Source organism: Reichenbachiella sp. (assembly GCF_039944555.1).
Classification (GTDB): Bacteria; Bacteroidota; Bacteroidia; order Cytophagales; family Cyclobacteriaceae; genus Reichenbachiella.
In genome coordinates this window covers 129,063-149,616 of the sequence record NZ_JBDUYN010000007.1, presented here as the reverse complement: position 1 = coordinate 149,616, position 20,554 = coordinate 129,063, and the positions used below count along the sequence as shown (strand labels likewise).

At 40.9% G+C, this 20,554-nt stretch carries 18 protein-coding genes; 1 reads left to right on the top strand and 17 read right to left on the bottom strand.

The window, feature by feature from the left end:
* Position 1: 1 nt before the first annotated feature.
* From ABJD64_RS09235 to ABJD64_RS09200, 8 genes are all read right to left on the bottom strand, one after another.
* Positions 2 to 712, bottom strand: coding sequence for a DUF4386 domain-containing protein (locus ABJD64_RS09235; protein WP_348181965.1), 711 nt, complete (start codon positions 710 to 712; stop codon positions 2 to 4).
* Positions 709 to 894 (bottom strand): hypothetical protein, encoded by a 186-nt coding sequence (locus ABJD64_RS09230; protein ID WP_348181964.1) that lies wholly within the window; start codon positions 892 to 894, stop codon positions 709 to 711. Before ABJD64_RS09230 ends, ABJD64_RS09235 begins: the two co-directional genes overlap by 4 nt.
* Positions 895 to 959: 65 nt before the next feature.
* Positions 960 to 1,331, bottom strand: a complete 372-nt coding sequence (locus ABJD64_RS09225) for a DUF6567 family protein (protein WP_348181963.1) — start codon at positions 1,329 to 1,331, stop codon at positions 960 to 962.
* A gap of 112 nt (positions 1,332 to 1,443) precedes the next feature.
* Positions 1,444 to 3,876 (bottom strand): TonB-dependent receptor, encoded by a 2,433-nt coding sequence (locus ABJD64_RS09220; protein ID WP_348181962.1) that lies wholly within the window; start codon positions 3,874 to 3,876, stop codon positions 1,444 to 1,446.
* A gap of 73 nt (positions 3,877 to 3,949) precedes the next feature.
* Positions 3,950 to 4,468, bottom strand: a complete 519-nt coding sequence (locus tag ABJD64_RS09215) for a hypothetical protein (protein ID WP_348181961.1) — start codon at positions 4,466 to 4,468, stop codon at positions 3,950 to 3,952.
* 21 nt (positions 4,469 to 4,489) lie between these two features.
* Positions 4,490 to 4,888 (bottom strand): GntR family transcriptional regulator, encoded by a 399-nt coding sequence (locus ABJD64_RS09210; RefSeq protein WP_348181960.1) that lies wholly within the window; start codon positions 4,886 to 4,888, stop codon positions 4,490 to 4,492.
* Position 4,889: 1 nt separating this feature from the next.
* Positions 4,890 to 5,648, bottom strand: coding sequence for a hypothetical protein (locus tag ABJD64_RS09205; protein WP_348181959.1), 759 nt, complete (start codon positions 5,646 to 5,648; stop codon positions 4,890 to 4,892).
* A gap of 4 nt (positions 5,649 to 5,652) precedes the next feature.
* Positions 5,653 to 6,489 carry an ABC transporter ATP-binding protein gene (locus ABJD64_RS09200; RefSeq protein WP_348181958.1) on the bottom strand — a complete coding sequence of 279 codons (837 nt, stop codon included), beginning with the start codon at positions 6,487 to 6,489 and terminating at the stop codon, positions 5,653 to 5,655.
* A 155-nt stretch (positions 6,490 to 6,644) separates the two neighbouring features.
* On the opposite strand from ABJD64_RS09200, the gene ABJD64_RS09195 reads away from it, so the two are divergent.
* Complete coding sequence (locus ABJD64_RS09195) at positions 6,645 to 7,235, top strand: hypothetical protein (RefSeq protein ID WP_348181957.1); 591 nt, start codon at positions 6,645 to 6,647, stop codon at positions 7,233 to 7,235.
* Positions 7,236 to 7,287: 52 nt separating this feature from the next.
* Here the strand turns inward: ABJD64_RS09195 and ABJD64_RS09190 are convergent, their stop codons facing one another.
* The 9 genes from ABJD64_RS09190 to ABJD64_RS09150 form a co-directional block, all read right to left on the bottom strand.
* The gene (locus ABJD64_RS09190) at positions 7,288 to 8,292 is read right to left on the bottom strand and encodes a carboxypeptidase-like regulatory domain-containing protein (RefSeq protein WP_348181956.1); all 1,005 of its coding nucleotides are present in this window, start codon (positions 8,290 to 8,292) and stop codon (positions 7,288 to 7,290) included.
* 187 nt (positions 8,293 to 8,479) lie between these two features.
* On the bottom strand, positions 8,480 to 11,071 hold the full coding sequence (locus ABJD64_RS09185) for an FtsX-like permease family protein (RefSeq protein WP_348181955.1): 2,592 nt from the start codon (positions 11,069 to 11,071) through the stop codon (positions 8,480 to 8,482).
* Positions 11,068 to 11,415, bottom strand: a complete 348-nt coding sequence (locus ABJD64_RS09180; protein WP_348181954.1) for a helix-turn-helix transcriptional regulator — start codon at positions 11,413 to 11,415, stop codon at positions 11,068 to 11,070. Before ABJD64_RS09180 ends, ABJD64_RS09185 begins: the two co-directional genes overlap by 4 nt.
* A 198-nt stretch (positions 11,416 to 11,613) precedes the next feature.
* Positions 11,614 to 14,217, bottom strand: coding sequence for an ABC transporter permease (locus ABJD64_RS09175; protein WP_348181953.1), 2,604 nt, complete (start codon positions 14,215 to 14,217; stop codon positions 11,614 to 11,616).
* A gap of 1 nt (position 14,218) precedes the next feature.
* A complete protein-coding gene (locus ABJD64_RS09170) occupies positions 14,219 to 14,557 on the bottom strand; it encodes a helix-turn-helix transcriptional regulator (protein ID WP_348181952.1) in 339 nt (112 codons plus the stop codon).
* A gap of 156 nt (positions 14,558 to 14,713) precedes the next feature.
* Positions 14,714 to 17,305 carry an FtsX-like permease family protein gene (locus tag ABJD64_RS09165; RefSeq protein ID WP_348181951.1) on the bottom strand — a complete coding sequence of 864 codons (2,592 nt, stop codon included), beginning with the start codon at positions 17,303 to 17,305 and terminating at the stop codon, positions 14,714 to 14,716.
* Positions 17,302 to 17,628 (bottom strand): helix-turn-helix transcriptional regulator, encoded by a 327-nt coding sequence (locus ABJD64_RS09160; RefSeq protein ID WP_348181950.1) that lies wholly within the window; start codon positions 17,626 to 17,628, stop codon positions 17,302 to 17,304. The genes ABJD64_RS09165 and ABJD64_RS09160 overlap by 4 nt, the downstream gene beginning before the upstream one ends.
* Before the next feature lie 257 nt (positions 17,629 to 17,885).
* Positions 17,886 to 19,781 carry a TonB-dependent receptor gene (locus tag ABJD64_RS09155; protein ID WP_348181949.1) on the bottom strand — a complete coding sequence of 632 codons (1,896 nt, stop codon included), beginning with the start codon at positions 19,779 to 19,781 and terminating at the stop codon, positions 17,886 to 17,888.
* Between the two features lie 91 nt (positions 19,782 to 19,872).
* Positions 19,873 to 20,523 carry a hypothetical protein gene (locus tag ABJD64_RS09150; RefSeq protein ID WP_348181948.1) on the bottom strand — a complete coding sequence of 217 codons (651 nt, stop codon included), beginning with the start codon at positions 20,521 to 20,523 and terminating at the stop codon, positions 19,873 to 19,875.
* Positions 20,524 to 20,554 lie beyond the last annotated feature (31 nt).

The window sequence follows — 20,554 nt, the reverse complement described above, 5'->3', positions numbered from 1 at the left end:
TCTAAATTATGTCCACCTTCGGCTGTCTGATCCCCATAATCATCATCCAAAGGCAAAGTGAAAATTCTCCCAAGTCAGCAGGTAACGTCAGGTTTAACAAAATGAGATTCTCTGTGTCGAAATCAGGGTACAGAAAGAACCATAGCAAGTCAATCATATCACCTAGCCCTCCCAGCATTAATAAAACACCAATTGCTTTGGGGAACCAACCGGATTTGTAAACCAAATAACCCAATGGAAACAAATACAGTCCAAAGAATATTTGAGACACATAGTAACCGGTGCCATGCAGCTCTAGAAAGAAGGTAACAAGGGCGTTCAACTGATTGGTATCAAAACCACTCAAGTAATCTTGTCCACTTAAAAGAATCAATGGTGCTGCATGATTGAGCATATTGATACTATAAATAGAAACACATATCAATACTGAAGCCACCAGAAGTTGAGCCTGGAACTTGTCTATCGATTTAAGTAGTTGATAGACCACAAGTCCAAAGAAAAAATAGGCCAAGGTCATGACCAGGTCACTGACCATTCCTATTCGGAACAATAATGCATTGGCCGCTATGTTGTTGGCCGTAGCCAACGCGTCATCGGCAACGAAAATTTCCTGACGGACAAAAAATTCAGAAAAAACGCCTGTAACTATCAAAAGTAGAAACAGAAATCCGGCAAGCCTGGCTGTTGGTTTATTAGGTCCTAAGTTTATCATAATCCCAAATATTTAAAGGACTCATAGACAAAGAACACCGGCCATACGATGGCTTTAAAAAAGCCTCCTACTCCCATCCAAAAACCAACTGACGTGGAAATAAAATAATAAGCCGCTCCGAAGAAGCCAAGGATATAAAAACAGCTTCCTCTTGATCCTAAATGTTTATGTTTTTCATTCATAACTTTTGTTTTAATTGTTCAAAATTTTAGTTGTTCAGTAATCTGCGCCAGCCCTGCTGTGTCAATTACTCAGTAAATTCGATGATGTGAGCGCTCACCGTTATAGTTCGGTTATAATAAAAGGGCGGAACCCCGCCTAGATGCTCTTCGGTGACTATATTGACTATGGCCCGTGATCCGGATTTCAGGTCAGCTTCTCTTATCATACTGGCATAGGCCTCTGAATAGAGCTGTTTCCTATTCATTCCTCCGAATATTAAGACATAGTCCACATCGGCACTCCCACTAACCTCAGAGACGATCTGGTAGTTGTTTTTGGCCAGATGCACTTGGGTTGAGTTTTGATTGTGATTGTATATGTAAGCCCCACTTACTCCACAGGAGTTCAGGCAAATACTTAGCGAGACTATCGCCAAACCATAGCATATCTTTTTCATAATTACTTTATTAGATGTGATTTAACTTTTCAAAAGAGTAACCATCGTCTAAAAATCAATGGGCTACTCGAAAAAATGTACTAGTTGATTTGAAATCAAAATGAACAAAGTGCTAGAAATAAACTCTGTACATCAGGTTAGGAAAAAATCCAAATTGTGTGAGGTAGCCAATAGAGTTGGGTTCGCTCTCGTCATAGAATTCAGATATTTTTCCAATGTTATTTGTGACATTGTCAAAGGTCAGGTTAAGTTCATGGGTCGCTTTTGGCTTGTTCCATTTGTAGCTCGTGGATAACGTGATGGTATAGATATCCTCGAGACCATGTTCGTAGGCCCTTTGATAATCCCAAAACTGGTTACTGTCAGGTTCTACAGCCAAATTGCCCTGATCGTCGCGTAGCAGTGGTATGATTTTTCTCCCGCCCCCAATAAAGGCTTTGCCTTCCAGGCTTAAGACTTGGTTCTGCTTTCTGCCAAGGTTCTGGAATTCTTTCCCAAACAGAATATTCACCATGTAGTTGCTGCTATACTGTGTATTGCGTTCTATTCCGTCCAGGGCTTTGTACTTTGATTGAAACAAAGAGCCGTTGACCATGAAATGGTAGCCATTGTGAAAGAACCGCTCTAGTGTAGCCTCTATGCCATAGTTTTGCCCTGTTCCTTCATTGACCAGATCTACATATCGGAAGTCTATGCCTTCGTTGATGGTTGAAAAGATACTCGTGTCGCTGTTTTCCACAGGCAGGTTGTAAAGATCCTGATAGTAGACCTCAAGATTCAGACTCAAATGATTGCTGATCTTTTTCTTGTACCCAAGCACGTAGTGGTGCGCCCTTAGCAAATCCAGGTCCTGATTGGGCTCGGCAATAGTTCCGTTCGCTTGTTCAACCCTGGCAAAATAATGATGAACGCTCTCCATGGTACTGTGATTGCCATACCCGGCATGAATAGCATTGGTATCATTGATTTTCCAGTTTAAAGCTAAACGGGGCTCTATAGTCGACTTGTTGTTATACAAAACGTTCATGTTGTGAATACCTGCAATCAGGGTGATGCTTTCGCTCGGTCGGAATTTCCAACTTATGAAGTTTCTTACCGTTGAAATGTGCTCTTTGAAATCTATTGATGTAAATCGGGCGTTGCGATCATCTCCAAGCTTGCTCTGCTCATAGTCGTAATCAAAATAGGCGTATTTGGTTCCCATTTCAATTTTATGGCTGGCACTGATCTTATTGCTGTAAGTCAATGCTCCCCTAAAGGTAGATTTCAATAGCTGGCTCTTGAAGTTCAGGACTCTGTTGACGGCTGAGTCCCTCAGGAAGTTGTTTTGAGTGTCATAAATTTCTACCAGGCCATATTCGTATACTTTATCCTCCATGCGCTGGCCTGAGTAGGCAATCGTCGTGCTTATAAAGCTATTGTTGTTAATTGGCATGAGATGAGTGACACCCAGATTTCCCATATTGGCTACCTTATCGTAATCCTCATGAATTTCGGATCGCATAGATTGATCTCCGGGTGTTTGCCAGATGTCAGGTGTGATATCTTCGAAAACAAAATTGCTGACTCCGCCTAATCCAAAAATGGAAAAAGTTCCAGCGCCTTTGCTAGGCAAAAACACCTTGAAAGCGGCATCCTGAAATTTGGGTATACCGTTCACATCTACCAAACCTAAATCGCTGATCAGAGAAACAGTAGAGTATCTGTAATTGGCTACATAGGAACCATTGTACCCTTTTTTAAATGGTCCCTCTACGGTAAAGTCTGTTCCCAAAAGACCAAAGCCAAAAACAGATTCGAACCTTTCGTTGTTTCCATTGCGCAGTTTTACGTCATACACGGCAGATAGAGCATCGCCATACTCGGGGGAGAAAGCACCCGTATAAAAATCCGAAGTAGCCAGCATGTTATTGTTGAGGGCGCTGATAGAGCCTCCGGCTGCATTTTGATCTGCAAAGTGGTTGGGATTTGGAATTTGTATCCCTTCCAGACGCCATTGCATATATTTGGGAGAGTTTCCTCTTACGATGATGTCATTACTACCATCCTGTGTGGCTGTCACTCCTGCGAAATTGGCGACGATACGAGAGGGGTCGTTGAAGGTACCCGGGTAACGCTTGGTTTCATCCGGTGATATGGATCTTGCACTAATCAATGCCATATCGTTGATCGCCTCACCCTTGTTGGCAGAGGCCCGCACCACCAAATCTTCCATTTTAATAACAGACTCCTGCAGGCTCAAATCCAACACGACCTCCTTACCGGAGTCAACAATGATATTGGGTATGGTTTTGCTTGTATAGCCGAGGTAAGACAACTGCAAGGTAATTCTACCCAATGGGATACCCTTGAGTTTGAAACTTCCGTCTACTCCGGTTACCCCACCAATCAGTGGATCTGAATCCGGAATCAAAACAGTGGCACCTATTAAGGGCTGCTGACTGTCTGCATCTTTCAATGTTCCTCTTACCGTTTGTGTGAGGGTTTGACCTTTGACTGCCAGTGAAAAAAAGGCAATAAGGGTCATGAAACTAAATTTTTTCATTTTAGTTGGAATTAGTGGTTTATGCCATAGGCATCCCTATGGGTTATACTTTTCTAGTGTGGTGTTCTGAAGGCTATTTCATCGGATCGTCTATAAGTTCGATCCCGGAATTGCCCGTGGTTTTATATGATGTATAGATAAATTCATTCTCCTCTCCTATCAGATGGCTATTGTTGAGCGCAATTGACATAGAGTCCAATTTGAAGTTTCTTAGGTGGATGTGAGCACCATCCTCTCCCAGTACCCCTCCAATAAATGGGGTGATTACCCTGGCACGAACGCTGACCAAACTGTCTCCGTCAATAGAGAAATAGAGGGTATCATTGATATTTTCGAGCTGGGGTAAATAGCTACCCTCCTGATCAAATGTCAGCTCGACCTTATAAACTCTGCCCTGTTTGACCTGTACTTCCCATAATCCAGAAAAATGTAAAAACTTAAATTCCTCAACGGGTACGGATGTGAGCTGATTCGCCAATTTAGTCTGCTCGTTTATAGTTTGAATATCTCTTCGCAGGATCATCAGGCTACTGACAAACAATGCCAGGAGTATGCCTGCAACTGTTAACAATACTTTTTTACTTGTTTGCATGGTTTATATCAATTGGGCTCTTCAACTAGTTGTAGACGCTGTATCAGAACTTGTTTTTTCATTTTTCAGATATTGGCGATAATATTTATTCATGTCGTCCATAGTCAGGTTCAATAGACTCATGGCCTTAAAAAACCTTGGCAACTCCTGAGTAATAAAGTCCTCTTTTCTGAGCGCATTGGTCTTGATTCGGCCATCGTCAGCTACAAAGTAGCCAATGCCTCTTTTGTTATAAATGATACCTTTTTCTTGCAGGTAATTAAACGTTCGCATAACTGTATTGGGGTTTACTTCTATATTGACAGCCATTTCTCGGACTGACGGAATACGGTCTCCCGGATTCCATTTTTGCAACAAAATGTTCTCGCAGAAGTGATCTGCTATTTGTAAATAAATCGCCTGGTCGTCTCTGAATTCCATCTTACACCTCCCGATCTTTAAGTCCCATGTACGCAATTATCCAGGAAAGTGGAGCCAGTATCCACCAGAATGCCCATTGTGCACTCAACCAAATTCGATAAATTGTTGTACCCTCAAGGGGGCTAACTTCAGAAAGGCATTCCTCTCCCTCTTCCAGCAAGTCTGCCATAGAAAAATAAATAAGAAAGCCTGCGACTATTGCTAGTAAAATCAGAACAAATACCGTCTTTGGAAATACATATCCTTTGAAGTGTGCAGCTCCCACTAAAAATATGCCCTGAAGTACGAAATAATACTTCATTGTCGACACTGCAAACTCACTCAGGGGATCGAAGTTTTCAAACTTCATATTCCCATCGATCATCAGTCCAATTGGATTAGCTGCCAGCGTATATATGTAGTAAGTAAAGCTATAAAGCACCACCCATCCAATTGATGTTAGCAGCCACATACAAAGAAATTTTTCAAAAGATGAGGCCGGTAAAGTAAGGTAGCTGTAGCTTTTTAATGAATCACTTAAATCATTGAAAGACAAGCTTGTAAGCACAAACCCTCCAATAATTAAAGTAAAAGCATAGCCTGTGCCATGTTCAAAAAACACCATACTATCGTCCAGAATAATCGACAACAATAGGCCAACAAAAAAGAGCATACCAAAAGTGATTTCAAAAGCAATGAAAATCCCTCTCAGGCTCCTGAACAATTCAAGTCTGAGTAGCTTCAAAAAACGATTGATATCGAAATAATTCTTCAATTGCATAAGATTAGTTTTTGAAGATTTTTTGAATTTTCTCTTTATTATTTACCACTGCATTAAACAATATCTCGAGATTCATGTTGGACTCCTGAGCCGTGATGTTCTCCTCTACTATAGTATGACCACTAAAGGTGGACTCGGCATGAACGACTCTATCATGGTTAGGCAAATCTGCTTGTTTAGTTACCATCAATTTCTTTGAGATTTGCTCATAATCCTCGAAAAAGACGATCTGTCCCTCGTCCAGTATGATAATTGGATCTATCAGATTTTCCATGTCTCGTGCCTGATGCGTGGAGATGATGAAACTTCGATCTTCGTGAATCGCGTTGGCCACCACTTTTCTAAATTGACTTTTGGATGGAATATCCAGACCATTGGTAGGCTCATCCAGAATTAAAAGTCTACAATCCGTGGCCAACCCAAAGGACAAGAGAAACTTCTTCTTCTGTCCATACGACAGTGCGGATAGTTTTTGATCCGCAAGCAATTTGAACTCCTTGATGTACTCTTCAAAGAGGTCATGATTGAATCTTGGATAGAATGGACTATACAGCTTCACAAATCGACTCATCTTCATCGATGGCAAATGAAACTCTTCGGTGACCAGGTAAATTTCTTGCAGAAACTCAGGGTAACGGTCTCCAGGCGTATGCTCTCCTACCAGTAAGCTCCCTTCTTTTGGGAACAGTAACCCCGCGATCAGCTTCAACAAGCTAGACTTACCTGCACCATTCTTGCCCAACAAGCCATAAATATTGCCCATGGGAAGAGACAAGCACAACTGATCAAACAGCACCTGCTTCTGACGATAACTAAAGGAAAGATTCTCTATCTGAACCATAATTTAAAGAAGTAATCTAGTGTACTACCATACTAATACACTGCAATAGTAAGAAATGTTTCGTTAAATGTTAATTATTTTTAAAAAAAGTTGAAATATTGATACCTATAAGGTTTCAAAAACCTTATAGGTATATAGGTTTGGAAAAATAAAAAATGAAAGGACTAGAAAAATTCGAACCGGATACTTACTACCACCTCGTAAATCATGCCGTCGGTACTGAGAACCTATTCCGGACGGATGAAAATTATCACTACTTTTTACGAAGGTATGCCCACTATATACCATCTGTATGTAGCACACTTTGTTACTGTTTAATGCCAAATCATATTCATTTTTTAATCAAAACCAACAGCGAAGAAGCACTCAAGAAACATCCCAAATTTAAAAACGACTATCACAAGTTAATTATGCAGCAGATAAGCAATCTGCTCAACGCCTATGCCAAAGCCTACAATAAAAAATACGAACGCAAAGGTGCTCTTTGGATTGATTACACTAAAAGGTTCAAAATCAAATCAGAGAACTACCTAACTGCCACTATCAATTATATTCATCAAAATCCGATCAAACATGGGTTTACTCAAAATCTTGAGGCGTGGCAGCATAGTTCGTTTCATTCGCACACCTCCGAAAAACCAACTTTACTATCAAGAATAGAGGTCTTAGATTGGTTTGGCGGAATCAATGAATATGTAAAGTTTCATTCCCAAAACACCGCTGGGTTACGGGATGAATGGGAGTAATAAAATATAAACCCATAAGGTCTTTAAAACCTTATGGTGTAGATCCCTAAATTTAATACCACTCATACTCAATATAAGCTACCAAATCGAATGAGGGCTCCTCAATCCAAGATGCTGTACTACCTTCGCGATTATAGTTTGTACCTTTTGTTTTAGCTTTTTTTATTCCGAACCAGGTTTGAGGAAACTCCCGCGCCTCGCACTCCTCGCGTTGTGATTTTGTCAATTTCTGTTTGACCAGTTCATTATTCTCATCCAAATAAACCATTAGACTATTATTCCAGATTTCCGAATTTGGTATTTTCCAAGGTAAAGCATTCGCCTCATGCTGCGCTGCCAGTCTTGCCCCCTCCTTATCCATGATCCACTCAAAAACAAGAAAAAAGTCTTCTGCGACGCTAAAATTGTACGACGTAAAGTCAATTGATATCCAGCCTTTTTTGACTTTAGATCCAAAGATCACACTTTCACCGAGCAGGTCTTTGTCTGGCAAATCGTCTTCACCAACTGACATGATCCTACATCGTATGTTAAAACTATCGAGGTCATTCTTATAAATATGAAGATTGGCTTTTTTAATATCAATCACAGATTGCGGCATTACGATTTTAGTAGCCCAGGCACTACCGCCCACCGAGCTAGGAAGTGTTTCGCCCCAACGTGTAAATCCGGGTATGCCAGGCGATTGCTGACCTATAACATCCGACTTTACCTCCCCTGATGGCGTAATGCGAATTTCTTTAAGTACTGCTGTGTTTTCTTCCAGAGGTACTATCAGATTTACTAAATTTAGTGTATCTATTTTTAGCTCATGTTGCACAAAACCAATAGCTGAAAAAGTAATTGGCGCGTTTATCATATTTGATGGTACAATAAGTTTAAATGATCCATCCTCAAAGCCACAGGTGCCAACAGATGAATTGATAATTCCTATGTTAGCAAAGGCCACTGGGGTATTATCATTCTTGTTAGTAACTATCCCTGATATTAGGAATTGCGCATGACCAGACATGGCGACCAGCAGGCATAAGCTGGTCATTAGTAATTTTGAGTTCATTGTATTTTGAGTTTTGACTTTAAAAAATTCATTAGTCTGCCTGATGAAACTGATAAACTTAGGACAGTTCCGCAGTTTTGACGACAAGCAGATGAGTAGATGCAGCTTCGTCGTACAAGGTTGCATAGTCATCCAAAAGCATAACCAAATGGACCTTTTGGATGAGCTAATCAAACAACTAAATACGCTACTCCACCTTCAATCCATCAACTGGGTTGGCCTTCGCTAGCTTTCTAACTTGTGTATAAATCGTAACCAAAAGTACGCCTACCAGAAGTATCACCGATATGACGAGACCAGAGTAGTTCATAGGCATGTGGTAGGTAAATACTGTATCAAATAAGGTCTCCATGAGTACATATCCTGCCGGGGCTCCCAGGAGCGTAGACAACACAAAAAGTAAAACATACTGTTTGGTAATAATCATCGCTACATTCTTCAGGCTCGCTCCGAGCACCTTTCGAATACTAAACTCCCTGACCCTTCCCGATATGTTGAGCGTAATCAGGCCATAAAGGCCTAAACTGGCTAACAGAATGCACACGAATGCCAAAGCACGCATGAATTCGGCTGCACTATCCATATAGTCAAAGTAACCCGAAAAAACACCTTCCTGATAGCCCCCCTGGAAAGGTGTATTTGGAAAATGACTTATCCACTGTTCTCTAAGTGCTTGATATACTTCGCTCTGCTTGCCGGTTCTCACTTTCATAGACAGGTAACGAAAATCTTGCGTGCCGGCAACTTTGAAAATGGTTGGTTCAATTTTATAGTCAAAATCCCAATTGTGGAAATCCTTTACTACTCCAATTATTTCGTACCTGGCACTATCGATTTTTACAATTTCAGCAAGTGGATTCTGTAGAGAAAGGTTATGGACAAATTGTTCATTGACTACCAGCGAACGATTGTCACTTTCGAAATTAGGTTGGAATGCCCTACCCTCTAGTATCTGCAAGCCCATGGTTTCAAAATAGTTGGCTCCGACTGCAAACTGACCCACCTCATATTGACGCTCAGGGGTATCCACTACTACATCCCGCAATCCATGTCCTAAATGCTGACTCGAACCAGAAATCGATAGGACATTCGGGTTCTGTGACATGACTGCATACAGTTGATCAAAGGCTGATTGGTCGGGAACATCGGTATACAAAACCTCATTCGGTTGATACCCCCAACTTCTATTGATTTGATAGTCCTTGTTTTGCGTCATCCAGACACCACCTGAAATCGCAATAAAGGCCAAAGCCAGCTGAAGCGTTAAAAATATTTTGGTCAGGGGGTTCTTCTTTCCAAGTTGTACAGATCCACGAAATATCCCTATAACCTGAAATTTGGATATATAAAAGGCGGGGTATATGCCTGATGCCAACCCGGTAAGGAGCAACATGGATAACAAGAAAATCCAAAGATTCAAGTCCAGCAATACTAGTTCTAAACCCCTTCCAAATAACCCATTAAACCATGGAATAAATGTGCTATACCCTAGAAAAAGTCCAAATAACAGTGCAAAGGACATGACCAGAATATTCTCAGCCAGAAATTGAAAAATAACCAAGCCTCTATTGGCACCGATTACCTTCCTTACACCTATTTCTTTCAACCTTTTTGATGCAGATACAATGGCGATATTGATATAGTTGAAGCAAGCCAAAGTCAGAATGAAAAGAGCCATGATCGAAAGAATGACCCAGCCTTCCTTTCTTGTGCCATATGAGATGCCATTTCTTATGTCATTCGACGCTTCATGCAAATCAGCGATAGATACAAATGAAAATGATTCAATGGGACGTTCGGGATTAGCATCATTTTGTAATTTTTTATACTTATTCATACCTCTTTCGACTGCCTCTATATTAGCTGGTACATTCACACGTATCAGCGTGGCATTCAGTGACCTGGTCCAATCCGCAAGGTCATAAGCTTGATCTGATTTGCGGATGTTTTCAAAATTGACCAAATAATCAAAATGAATGGCATGTGCTTTCGGGAACGGCTCTATTACGCCGGTGACGGTGAAGGTTTTGACACTTTCATCCTCAAATTTCATCAGCAAATCCTCTCCTACGGGATTTAGGTCTCCAAAATATTTGACAGACATCTCATCCGTGAGTATGATGCTGTTAGGGTCATTCAAAGTACCGGAAGTACCCCACTGCATAGGAAAGGTGAGCATGTCCAAAAATGAAGGGTCTGCAAAACGAACACGCTCATGAAACACTTTATCTCCATGCTTGAGTACAACGTTTACATCTTCTACCCTGCAAATCTCAGTGATTTGCGGAAAGTCCCCCTTTAGCATTTGAGCGAGAGGTGTCGGTGTTTGCCCGTATTGTACCAACTCGCCATCCTGATAGGAATGTGCTGTGGTCAAAAAGACTTCATGTCTATTTTGGTGGAATTGATCAATACTAATGTCCTGATCAATAAAAGCATAAACGATCAGGCAAATCCCAATCGCAACAGATAGTCCAAAAATATTGATGAAAGAACTGAGTGGGCTCCTCATCATACTTCTCATTGAGGTTTTAAAATAGTTTTTTAACATAGCGTTATTATTTGAGTTTTTGAATCCTTCGAAAGGCCGGATTATGCTTGGCCTAAAAAGCAATAGTATGTCGATAGCAATTTTAAAATCTGCCGTCCTTCGACTGGAGTTGAGTAATTTCTCCTGATATAATTCTAATAAATCCCCCTCTACATAGGCGTGCAAGTCCCGATGACAAAACCATTTGAAAAACCTGAGTAGCAATTTTGGAGGCAGTTTTTGATTCATACACTAAGGGCAAATTTCACATCTAGTGCCAACCCTGGAATCGAATTCCACAGTTCGTTTCGCGTGCTTCGAGTATATTCCAGGGCATTTTTACCTTCAGCCGTAATTTCGAAATACAACTTCGGCCTGCCTGCTCTTTCCTGACTGGTATCACCTGGTGCTGACTTCAAGTATCCTTTTTGTTCTAATCTCTTGAGGGCCGATTGCAACGCCCCCACGCTAACCTTTCTAGACAACCTGGTTTCTATCTCCTTTTTGATGGATACACCATAGGCCTCTTTGTAGAGCACGCCAACCGTCAGCATGACGATTTCTTCGAACTCCCCTAGTTGAAATTTTTTCATATCGATTGATAATTAATTCCTAATTGTAGTATTACAAATGAAATACATATTGCTTTAATTTCCTAATTGTAGTAATATTATATATATAAAAGCGAAGTTGATAGACAATTAAATCAAAAAAGCCTGTTCAGGCCATCTCGGCTTAAACAGGCTTTTAACTAGTGTCTGAGAGATGTAATCTTCACCTCTTTATTGGATTTATTCTACTTTGAGTCCATTTACAGGATTAGAGTTGGACACTCTGCCTGCTTGATTAAATACTACCACAAACAACACAAAGACCAAGCTTCCAATCGCTATGAGAACACCTGAGAAATTCATCGGCATCGTATCATCAGGGTAAACCATACCTAGCATGGCTTCAATCATAATATAGCTTATTGGCGCACCGATACCCAAGGCAACAGTAAAAAGTATCACATATTGTTTCGTGATTATTTTGACGATGCTTTTAAACCCCGCCCCAAGCGCTTTCCGAATGCTAAACTCCCTGACCCTACCTGACGCGTTTAACGTTACCAGTCCGTATAGTCCCAATCCCGCAAGCAAAATGGCTATGGTAGCAATGACCTTCATGATCTTGGCATGACTAGCAATGTCATTAAAGTACCAATTCAATATATCTCTTTGAAAACCACCCTGAAATGGGTTTTCAGGGAACAAGTGAGTCCAATGACCTTGAAGTGCATCATAAGTTTCTATTTCCGAACCTGGTCTGACTTTCATCGTCAAGTAGTTGTAGTCTTTCCGATCTGCCAGAGTCACTATGGTTGGTCGTATTTTGTCATAAAAACTATGGATATGAAAATCCTTGATCACACCAATCACCTCATATCTGTTGCTGTCAATTTTAACTACCTGCCCTATGGGCTCAATCAGACCCAGATTCTTGACCAGCAATTCGTTGACCATTACGGTTTGTTTGTCCGCTTCCTGGTGGTCGATAAAAGCACGCCCCTCTTTCAACTCCAATTGCATAGTTTTCAAATAATTAGCATCCACAGCCATTTGACGAACTTCATATGTTCGATCCGGCATTTGGAGTTTGACGGATGTCTTATCTTTTCCCAAATGATGACAGGAACCGGACATTGATAGAACGTTGGGGTTTTGTGACATAGCGGCGTACAACTGATCATACCCTGAAAGGTCAGGCACTGGCGTGTATAGCGCGTCATTTTGATTATACCCCCAACTTCTATTGGCCTGATAGTTAATATTTTGAGTGAATATGACCCCGTTGGTAATGGTGATACAGGCAAGAATGAGCTGAAGCCCAAGTATAATTTTGGTCAGAGGGTTCTTCTTTCCAAACCTGACTGACCCCTTCATAATGTTTACAACCGTAAATTTTGAAATATAGAAAGCCGGATAAAGGCCTGAGGCTATCCCTGTAAAAAGTAAAATTGAGGTGAGATACAGCCAAAGGTTATGATCCAAAGGACTAAGATTGACGAATAAACTGAACGTCTGGTTGAACCAGGGAAGGAAAATAGAGATGGCCAACGTAATTCCAAGAAGAAGTGCAAAGAGCGTGACAAATATATTTTCGGTCAGAAACTGAACAATGACCAGTTGCCGGTTGGCCCCTATGACTTTTCTGACTCCAATTTCTTTCAGTCTTTTGGCTGCTGATACGATGGCAATATTGATGTAATTGAAACAAGCGAGCACCAGCATGAATATGCCAATAATGGGTAACACAACCCGTGCCTCACGGGAGACATATCCAGTAAAGTACCCGGTAATGTCCTCGTATTTTTCCCTCAATGTGGCCAACTGCTCCAATGAAAAAGAAGAAATAACCATCTCGCTTTGAGCAGCAGCGTGAAGTGCTATATAGCGATTCATTCCCTGTTCGATCATTCTTACATCCTCGGGCTCATTGACTTCAACCAATAGTGCATCTATGAGTTGATTCCAATCCATGACGTCGTAGTTAGGATCCGCGATCTTCATATTTTCAAAATTGATCAGAAAGTTGAATTTGATGGCATGCGCCTTCGGTAATGATTGAGCCACACCGGTGATAGTGAAGGTTTTGCTATTGTCCATGTCAAACTTCAGTAGTAAATCCTTTCCAATTGGATTTTCATTCCCAAAGTATTTGATGGACATTTCATCACTCAAAATCACGCTATTCACGTCGGCCAGAGAAGCCCGATTTCCCCATTTCAAGGGAAATGAGAGCATTTCTAAGAACTCAGGGTCTGTATACCGCACCTGCTCGTGAAATACGCGATCTTCATATTTGACTATAGTATTTCTGTCATTAACTCTGCATACACTTTTCAATTGAGCAAAATCCTGATTCAGCAGTTGTCCAAGAGGTCTTGGCATTTCACCATATTGCTTCTGGGTTCCTTCCTTATCTGCAAAAAAAGTAGTCAGGTAAATTTCATTTTTTTTCTCATGAAAGCTATCTATGCTCACATCATAAGTAAGGAATCCATAGACTACCAGGCAGATGCCAATGGCCACAGAGAGCCCAAAAATATTGATGAATGAACTGAGTGGGTTCCTCATCATGCTTCTGATTGAGGTCTTAAAGTAATTTTTTAACATGATTATGTGAATTAATTTTGAGTGAGTTTGACTGTTTATTCTTTTCCAGGCGTAAGGTTGACAACATCGTATAACATCGAACAAATAAAGTAATCGAGCTTTTCGAAGACCTTGCTCTTCGACACGATCATAGAAGAACTCTTCCAGATCACCGTGCAATTCTTCATATCTTTCTGATCTGCAATACCATTTAAAGAAGGTATGTACCAGTTTTGGTATTTGGACTTTCTTGCTCATTCTATCCAGCCTGCCATTTAAAAGCCATTTTAGGAATCTGATTTCGCAATTTCATTCTTAGCTCCATAGAGTCATCCAATGCTTTTTTACCAACCGGTGTAATGGAAAATAACCGTTTCCGTTTTCCGCCCCTCTTAGATTCGGCTTCACCAAGATGCGACTTGAGCATCCCTTTTTCTTCGAGTCGATAAAGAGACTTGTGAACTGCGCTGACATTAACCGAGCGTCCGGACTGCTCCGAGATCTCTTTGGTGATTGCAACGGCGTAGGCATCTTCATACAACACCCCTACCGTCAGTAGCACCAGCTCTTCAAATTCTCCGAGATGTAATCTTCCCATAATGATTAAATTTACTTTTGTCAGCAATATACGAAAGAGTATTGATTAAGTTTACTTTTGTCAGTAATATAGTATCAGCATCTGCCAAGATTTCATAAAAAAAGCATTCATAACTCTTATGAATGCTTTTTGATCTGACTTGTCAGTCTTAATCTTCTACTCTACTCTGATTCCTTCAACCGGGTTTGACTTGGACACCTTGCCAATCTGAGTGGAGATTGTAGCCATCAAGACAGTTATCAAAATAATCACTGCCAGTAGGACTCCAAAATAATTCATGGGTATGTGATATGGATAAACCAAATCAAGAAGCGCATCAATTAAAATATAACTGATGGGGGCACCTATCGTTAGTGCTATGGCAAACAAAACTACGTACTGTTTGGTGATGCTAAAAGCTAAGTTTTTTATCTGAGCACCCAGTACTTTTCTGATGCTAAATTCTCTGACTCTTCCGGAAACATTGAGTGTAACCAAACCATACAAACCTAAACTTGCCAACATGATGGCTATGAAAGCTACTGCTTTCATAAATTTGGCATGGCCTCCGATCTCCACAAAATAATTACCAAATACTTCATTTTGATAACCACCCTGAAAAGGAGTCTCCGGGAAGAGATTTGACCAATGTGATTGTAATGCCTCGTAACTCTCTTTTTCTTTGCCATCTCTGACCCTCATAGAGAGATAGCGATAGTCATCCGCTTCTTCCAACCGAAGGATTGTGGGACGTATTTCATTATAGAAGCTAAAAATATGATAGTCCTGGGCAACTCCTATGATTTCGTAGCGCATACTATCTATTTTAAACACCTGACCGATGGGTTCTTCAAGACCTATTTGTTCTACTAGTAGCTCATTAACGATGATGGCTTTTTTATCACTCTCGTACCCTTCACGGAAATTTCTACCTTCCGCAAGTTGCAGCTGCATGGTCTCTAGATAGGTCGCATCAACCGAGAGCTCCCAAACTTCATATTGATGATCCGGCAAATGAACTATGCTTACACTTACACCTTTGCCCAAATGATTCCTGGACCCAGATACAGCCAAAACATTCGGATCCTGCTCGAGTAAAGCACTTAATTGCTCATAAGCAGGTCGATCTGGTACTTGAGTATATAAGACTCCTTTTGGATTATATCCCCAACTTCGTTTGGCTTGGTATGTGCTGTTTTGACTAAAAATAATCCCGTTCGTAATAGTAATGCAGGCCAATATCAATTGGACACCTAGGAAGATTTTGGTCAAAGGATTTTTCTTCCCAAATTTCACAGAACCCTTGAGTATCCTGACCACCTGAAACTTTGAAATATAAAATGCCGGATAAATCCCGGATGCCACTCCGGTAAAAAGTAAAATGGAAAACAAGAATATCCAAAGTGCAGGATCAAAAAGACGCAACTCTACATCCAGGTCGAACAGCTGATTAAACCAAGGTAGAATCAATGCTTTTCCCAGTACCAAGCCAAAAAGCATTGCGAAAAATGATATGAAAATATTTTCGGCTAAGAACTGGATAATAAGTGCACGGCGGTTAGCCCCAATCACCTTTCGAACACCTATTTCTTTGAGCCTTTTGGCCGCCGAAACAATGGCTATATTGATATAGTTGAAACAAGCCAAAAGAAGCATAAACATCCCAATAATCGGCAAAATAATTCGCGCCTCATCTTCAACACTACTTGAAATATCACCTCTTATTTCGTTAGATTTTTCGTGTAGAGTAGCCAGTTGTTCGAAGGCAAACGAGGAAATAGCCCAGTCTGTTTCTGCTTTGTTTTGTAAAATCCTGTACTTCTCCATTCCCTGCATGATGATTTCCAGATCAGAAGTCCTTTCGACCTGAATTAGGGTTGCATTTACATAAGCACTCCAACTGGTTAAATCATATTCCGGATTGGATACTCGGAAGTTTTCAAAATTGATAAGGAAATCAAAATCTATGGCGTGTGCCTTAGGAAAAGGCTCTGCTACACCAGTGATCGTAAACGTTTTGCTCCTGCCATCAGCAAATTTCATCAATACATCTTGACCGACAGGGTTCTCTTCTCCGAAATATTTGATGGACATATCTTCACTGAAGATAATGCTATTCATATCCTTCAAAGAGGCAGCTAACCCCCATTTCAGTGGGAAAGTGAACATTTCTAAAAACTCCGGGTCGGTAAACCGTACCCTCTCATGAAACACCTTATCCTTATATTTTAAAATGACGCCGTTATCTTCTACACGGCACACTTTCTTGATGTGTGTGAAGTCTTCTCGCAGCATTCTTCCTAGCGGTGTTGGAGTTCGTCCGAACTGCTGAACAGTGCCATCACGATCCGCAAAAAAAGTCGTGAGATAAACCTCATATTTGTTTTTATGAAAGCGGTCTATATTAATGTCTTGTTCAATAAAACCATAAACGAGCAAGCAAACGCCAATAGCAACAGAAAGTCCAAACACATTGATACATGAACTCAATGGATTCTTCATCAAACTCCTGATGGAAGTCTTGTAGTAGTTTTTAAACATAATTAAGTGATTAAATTTTGAGTGAAATTGACCGAACCGAATGACTGAGGGCCTTATCATTTTGATCACCTCCATTCGGTAAATATTTTTTGCCTTTGCTACGCCAGATTCTAACTTGTTTACTTCAAAGGCTTCTTCCAAATCGCCTTGCAATTCCTCGAAAAGTTCAGGCTTGCAGAACCATTCAAAAAAGCGCTCAAATTTGGAAGGTATCTTCGACTGACTCATGAAAGGCTCAATTTGGGTACCTGACTCCACATTTCTTCTCGCAACTCTTTGGCCTGCCTCAAAGCAGCTTTACCGCTGTTGGTAAGTGTGTAAAAGCGCTTACGGCGCCCTCCTCTCTCTGTGGTTGCTCCACCTATATGAGAATCAATAAAACCCTTTTCTTCCAATCGACTTAGGGCTGCATGCAGAGCCCCACGGCTCAATACTCGCTTTAGTCTTTCGCTTAGCTCTTGCTGTATTTTGAGTCCATAAGCTTCATCATCCAATATCAGAATTGATAGCAATACGATTTCCTGAAATTCGCCCAAGTTAGTTCCCTTCATATTTGTTTCTTATTTGAAGACTAAATGTAGGGAAACTTTATTTGTTTCACAAATGAAGACCTAATGAAGGACTGTCGTTTCCTGTAATCTCTTTCACTTATTTATCGCACGAACCGGACTGTCTGATCAATGATTATTTTGTAAAGTTCGGTTGAAATTGAGCTTGACTATTTAATGGAAGACTCATGCGTTTAATCGCAACTACAGTTTTTTTTTGCTAACCGAGGATCATTCAAGGTCAGTGAATTAGGATTTCCTCAAAAATCAATGCTCAAGAATACTCTTAAATCTCTTCCTTTCCCCATGATGTGTGTCCCAAACGGAAAGTACGCTTTATCCAACAAATTTGTGGTTTTGGTACCGATTACCACCGCACTGGACTCGCTTTGATGTCTCAGGGAGAGCCCTAAATCCAAAAGAAAGTAATGCTCGGCCTCGTTCACTCCCCAAATGCTCCTTACTACTTCTTTTGGTAAGCGATTAAAATTTCCTACCTGGCTTGCGCCAATTGAAAATGACAACGCACCAAGCACTTTGATATTTTTCTTATAAATCAACCGTAAGTTGGCTCTGGCTGGTGGAATACCAATCAGAGGCTCTCCATTTTCCAAAAAACCATCGACGACTGATCCTCTAATCACAGATCCGGACAACTCAATGGCCAGATTATCTTCCTTTGTCAGATCCGAAACCGAATAGGTGAGTTGGCAATCTATTCCTTCAATTCTTGACTCACTTAGGTTAGTATAAGTATATGAACCAGAATTAACTAAAGTTTCCGTAATTCGATTGTTGATGAACGAAACCCATAAACCTACCTCATAGCTAAAGGCTTTTCTCCGTCCGTAAAAATCCCACTCCAGATTGTAGCTAGTCTCAGGGTTTATATCAGCATTGCCATAGAACACACCTCGCCCACCGGTAAAAACACCTGTTGATTCGATGGTCTCAGGATATCGGAAATGCCGACTAAGGCTAATAGAACTATTGAGTATCGTTCGAAAAGAGTACTGATACATTGCCCCTAAAGTAAATTTCGAAAAAGTATTGACTTGATCCTCAGAGCCCAGTTTTGCAAGATCTCCTCTAACTGAAAATAACAATAAATGCTTATCCAAACCATGCTCGATCAAGCCAAACAAACCACCGGCAGCATCCGATCTGGATACCTTTTCTTCCTGAGTCAAAGTGGATTGCAAATCTTCCTCCAAACGTTTTTCCTCGAAAAGTAATCTGTAGTAATCAAATCCAACTTCGAAGTTCCACTGAGTAATCGAACCACTAAGGACAGATCTAACACCGTAACTGCGCTGTGTATAGTTTCTGTTTTCGAATGAATTGACAGTATTAAAATCAGAAGCGAAATTGGTTCGATTTTGTTGAATGTCGTACTGACCGTACCATAAGCGGTTTTCAAAAACCAACTCTTTTGAAAAATGCCATTTCAATTTTAAGTCTGAACCGATCCTATATCGCGTACGCAAATCACGCAGTTCCAGCGGGTTGTTTTGAAACCCCCTGGGTCTTTCCCAATCACCCTTGTGCCAATTACCACGCCATTCCAAGTGCAATTTAGACGTCTTGAGAGCATATCCTAAGGACAAGCTGCCAGCACTAAAAGCCGAATGCTCAGCCTCAGCTCCATCTGCATACTGAAAATTATTTGCTCGCTTGAATAAACCTGAAAAATTAAGCCCTGATTTCCCAATCACATCTCCCAGGTTTACTGCATACGTTTGCTGCCTGTTATTACTGAAATACCCCAGGGACAGGGCTCTTTGTTTTTCAAACAGGACTGCACCGTCTTCAACAAGCAAGACTCCACCAATACTACCTGTACCATAAATGACGCTTCTGGCACCGTGCAACAATCTGACCGAATGTAGATTCCTGGGATTTAAATCATCAGCGAGGTAGCCAGTCTGATCAAAGCCAGTCATTAGCTGTCCATTCCGTTCTATCCGCACCCTGGATCCTACTAAACCACGAACTACCAATGGATAATTTTGCTCGTGCACTTTGAATGTGCCCTTACCCCTGGCAAACACGTCAATGAAGTGATCATCTTCCAGATTAGCTGGTGAAATGAGGCCGATTGAATCCAAGCCTGCAAACTGTACAACTACAGTATCCAACACTACTGTACTTGCCAAGGAATCAACTCTTTGCTGACTTTTAGAAACATTGATTTGAATAAGGCAAACAATCAGAAGACAGCTATAGCGTGAAGGATTCATTCAATATCTACAAAACTATGCGACTCCAACGTAAAGTGGTATTACCTCCACCCTCTCTGGTTACCAGTTGAAATTTGAAATATTCTCCGGTAACAACCTGAATCAAAAATACAGGTTGGTCGGCTTCATCCAAATTAACCGTCTTGTCCCCGATTACCAAATTGGCATAGGCCGCCAAAAGTGCCGCCTCATCAGGCTTTCCGTTGGTATCTACATCAATCGCCGGGTCGAAGTTAAAAACACCATCTGAACTAAGTGCGGCCGTCATTCCGTCAGAAACGGTTATGAAATTATTGAACCCCGCTTGTCCGGTACCTATCTCCTCGCTCAATTCCGATACGTCTACGGCTTTTACAGCTTCAGTTGCATCTGTGTTTCCCTTCAATAGAATTCCAGGTCGTCCACCATTGGCAGTTTTATAAGTAATTATCAAAAGGTCCCAATTAAAGTTTGCCTCATCATCAAGTTGGGCCACTCTTCCGGTATCACCAACGGTAAGCGCCAACCCACCACCATTAGGGAAATTGTTCGGGTTAATACTAATTGTACCTTCGAAAGTTGATGTATCTACTACAGGATCAGGCTCATCATCAGAGCAAGAAATTAGATAGACTAAACAAAGGAACAGAGCAAAGTATTTATTGACTACAAAATTCATATTAAAATATGGTTTTTAATTTTAGTTTGAT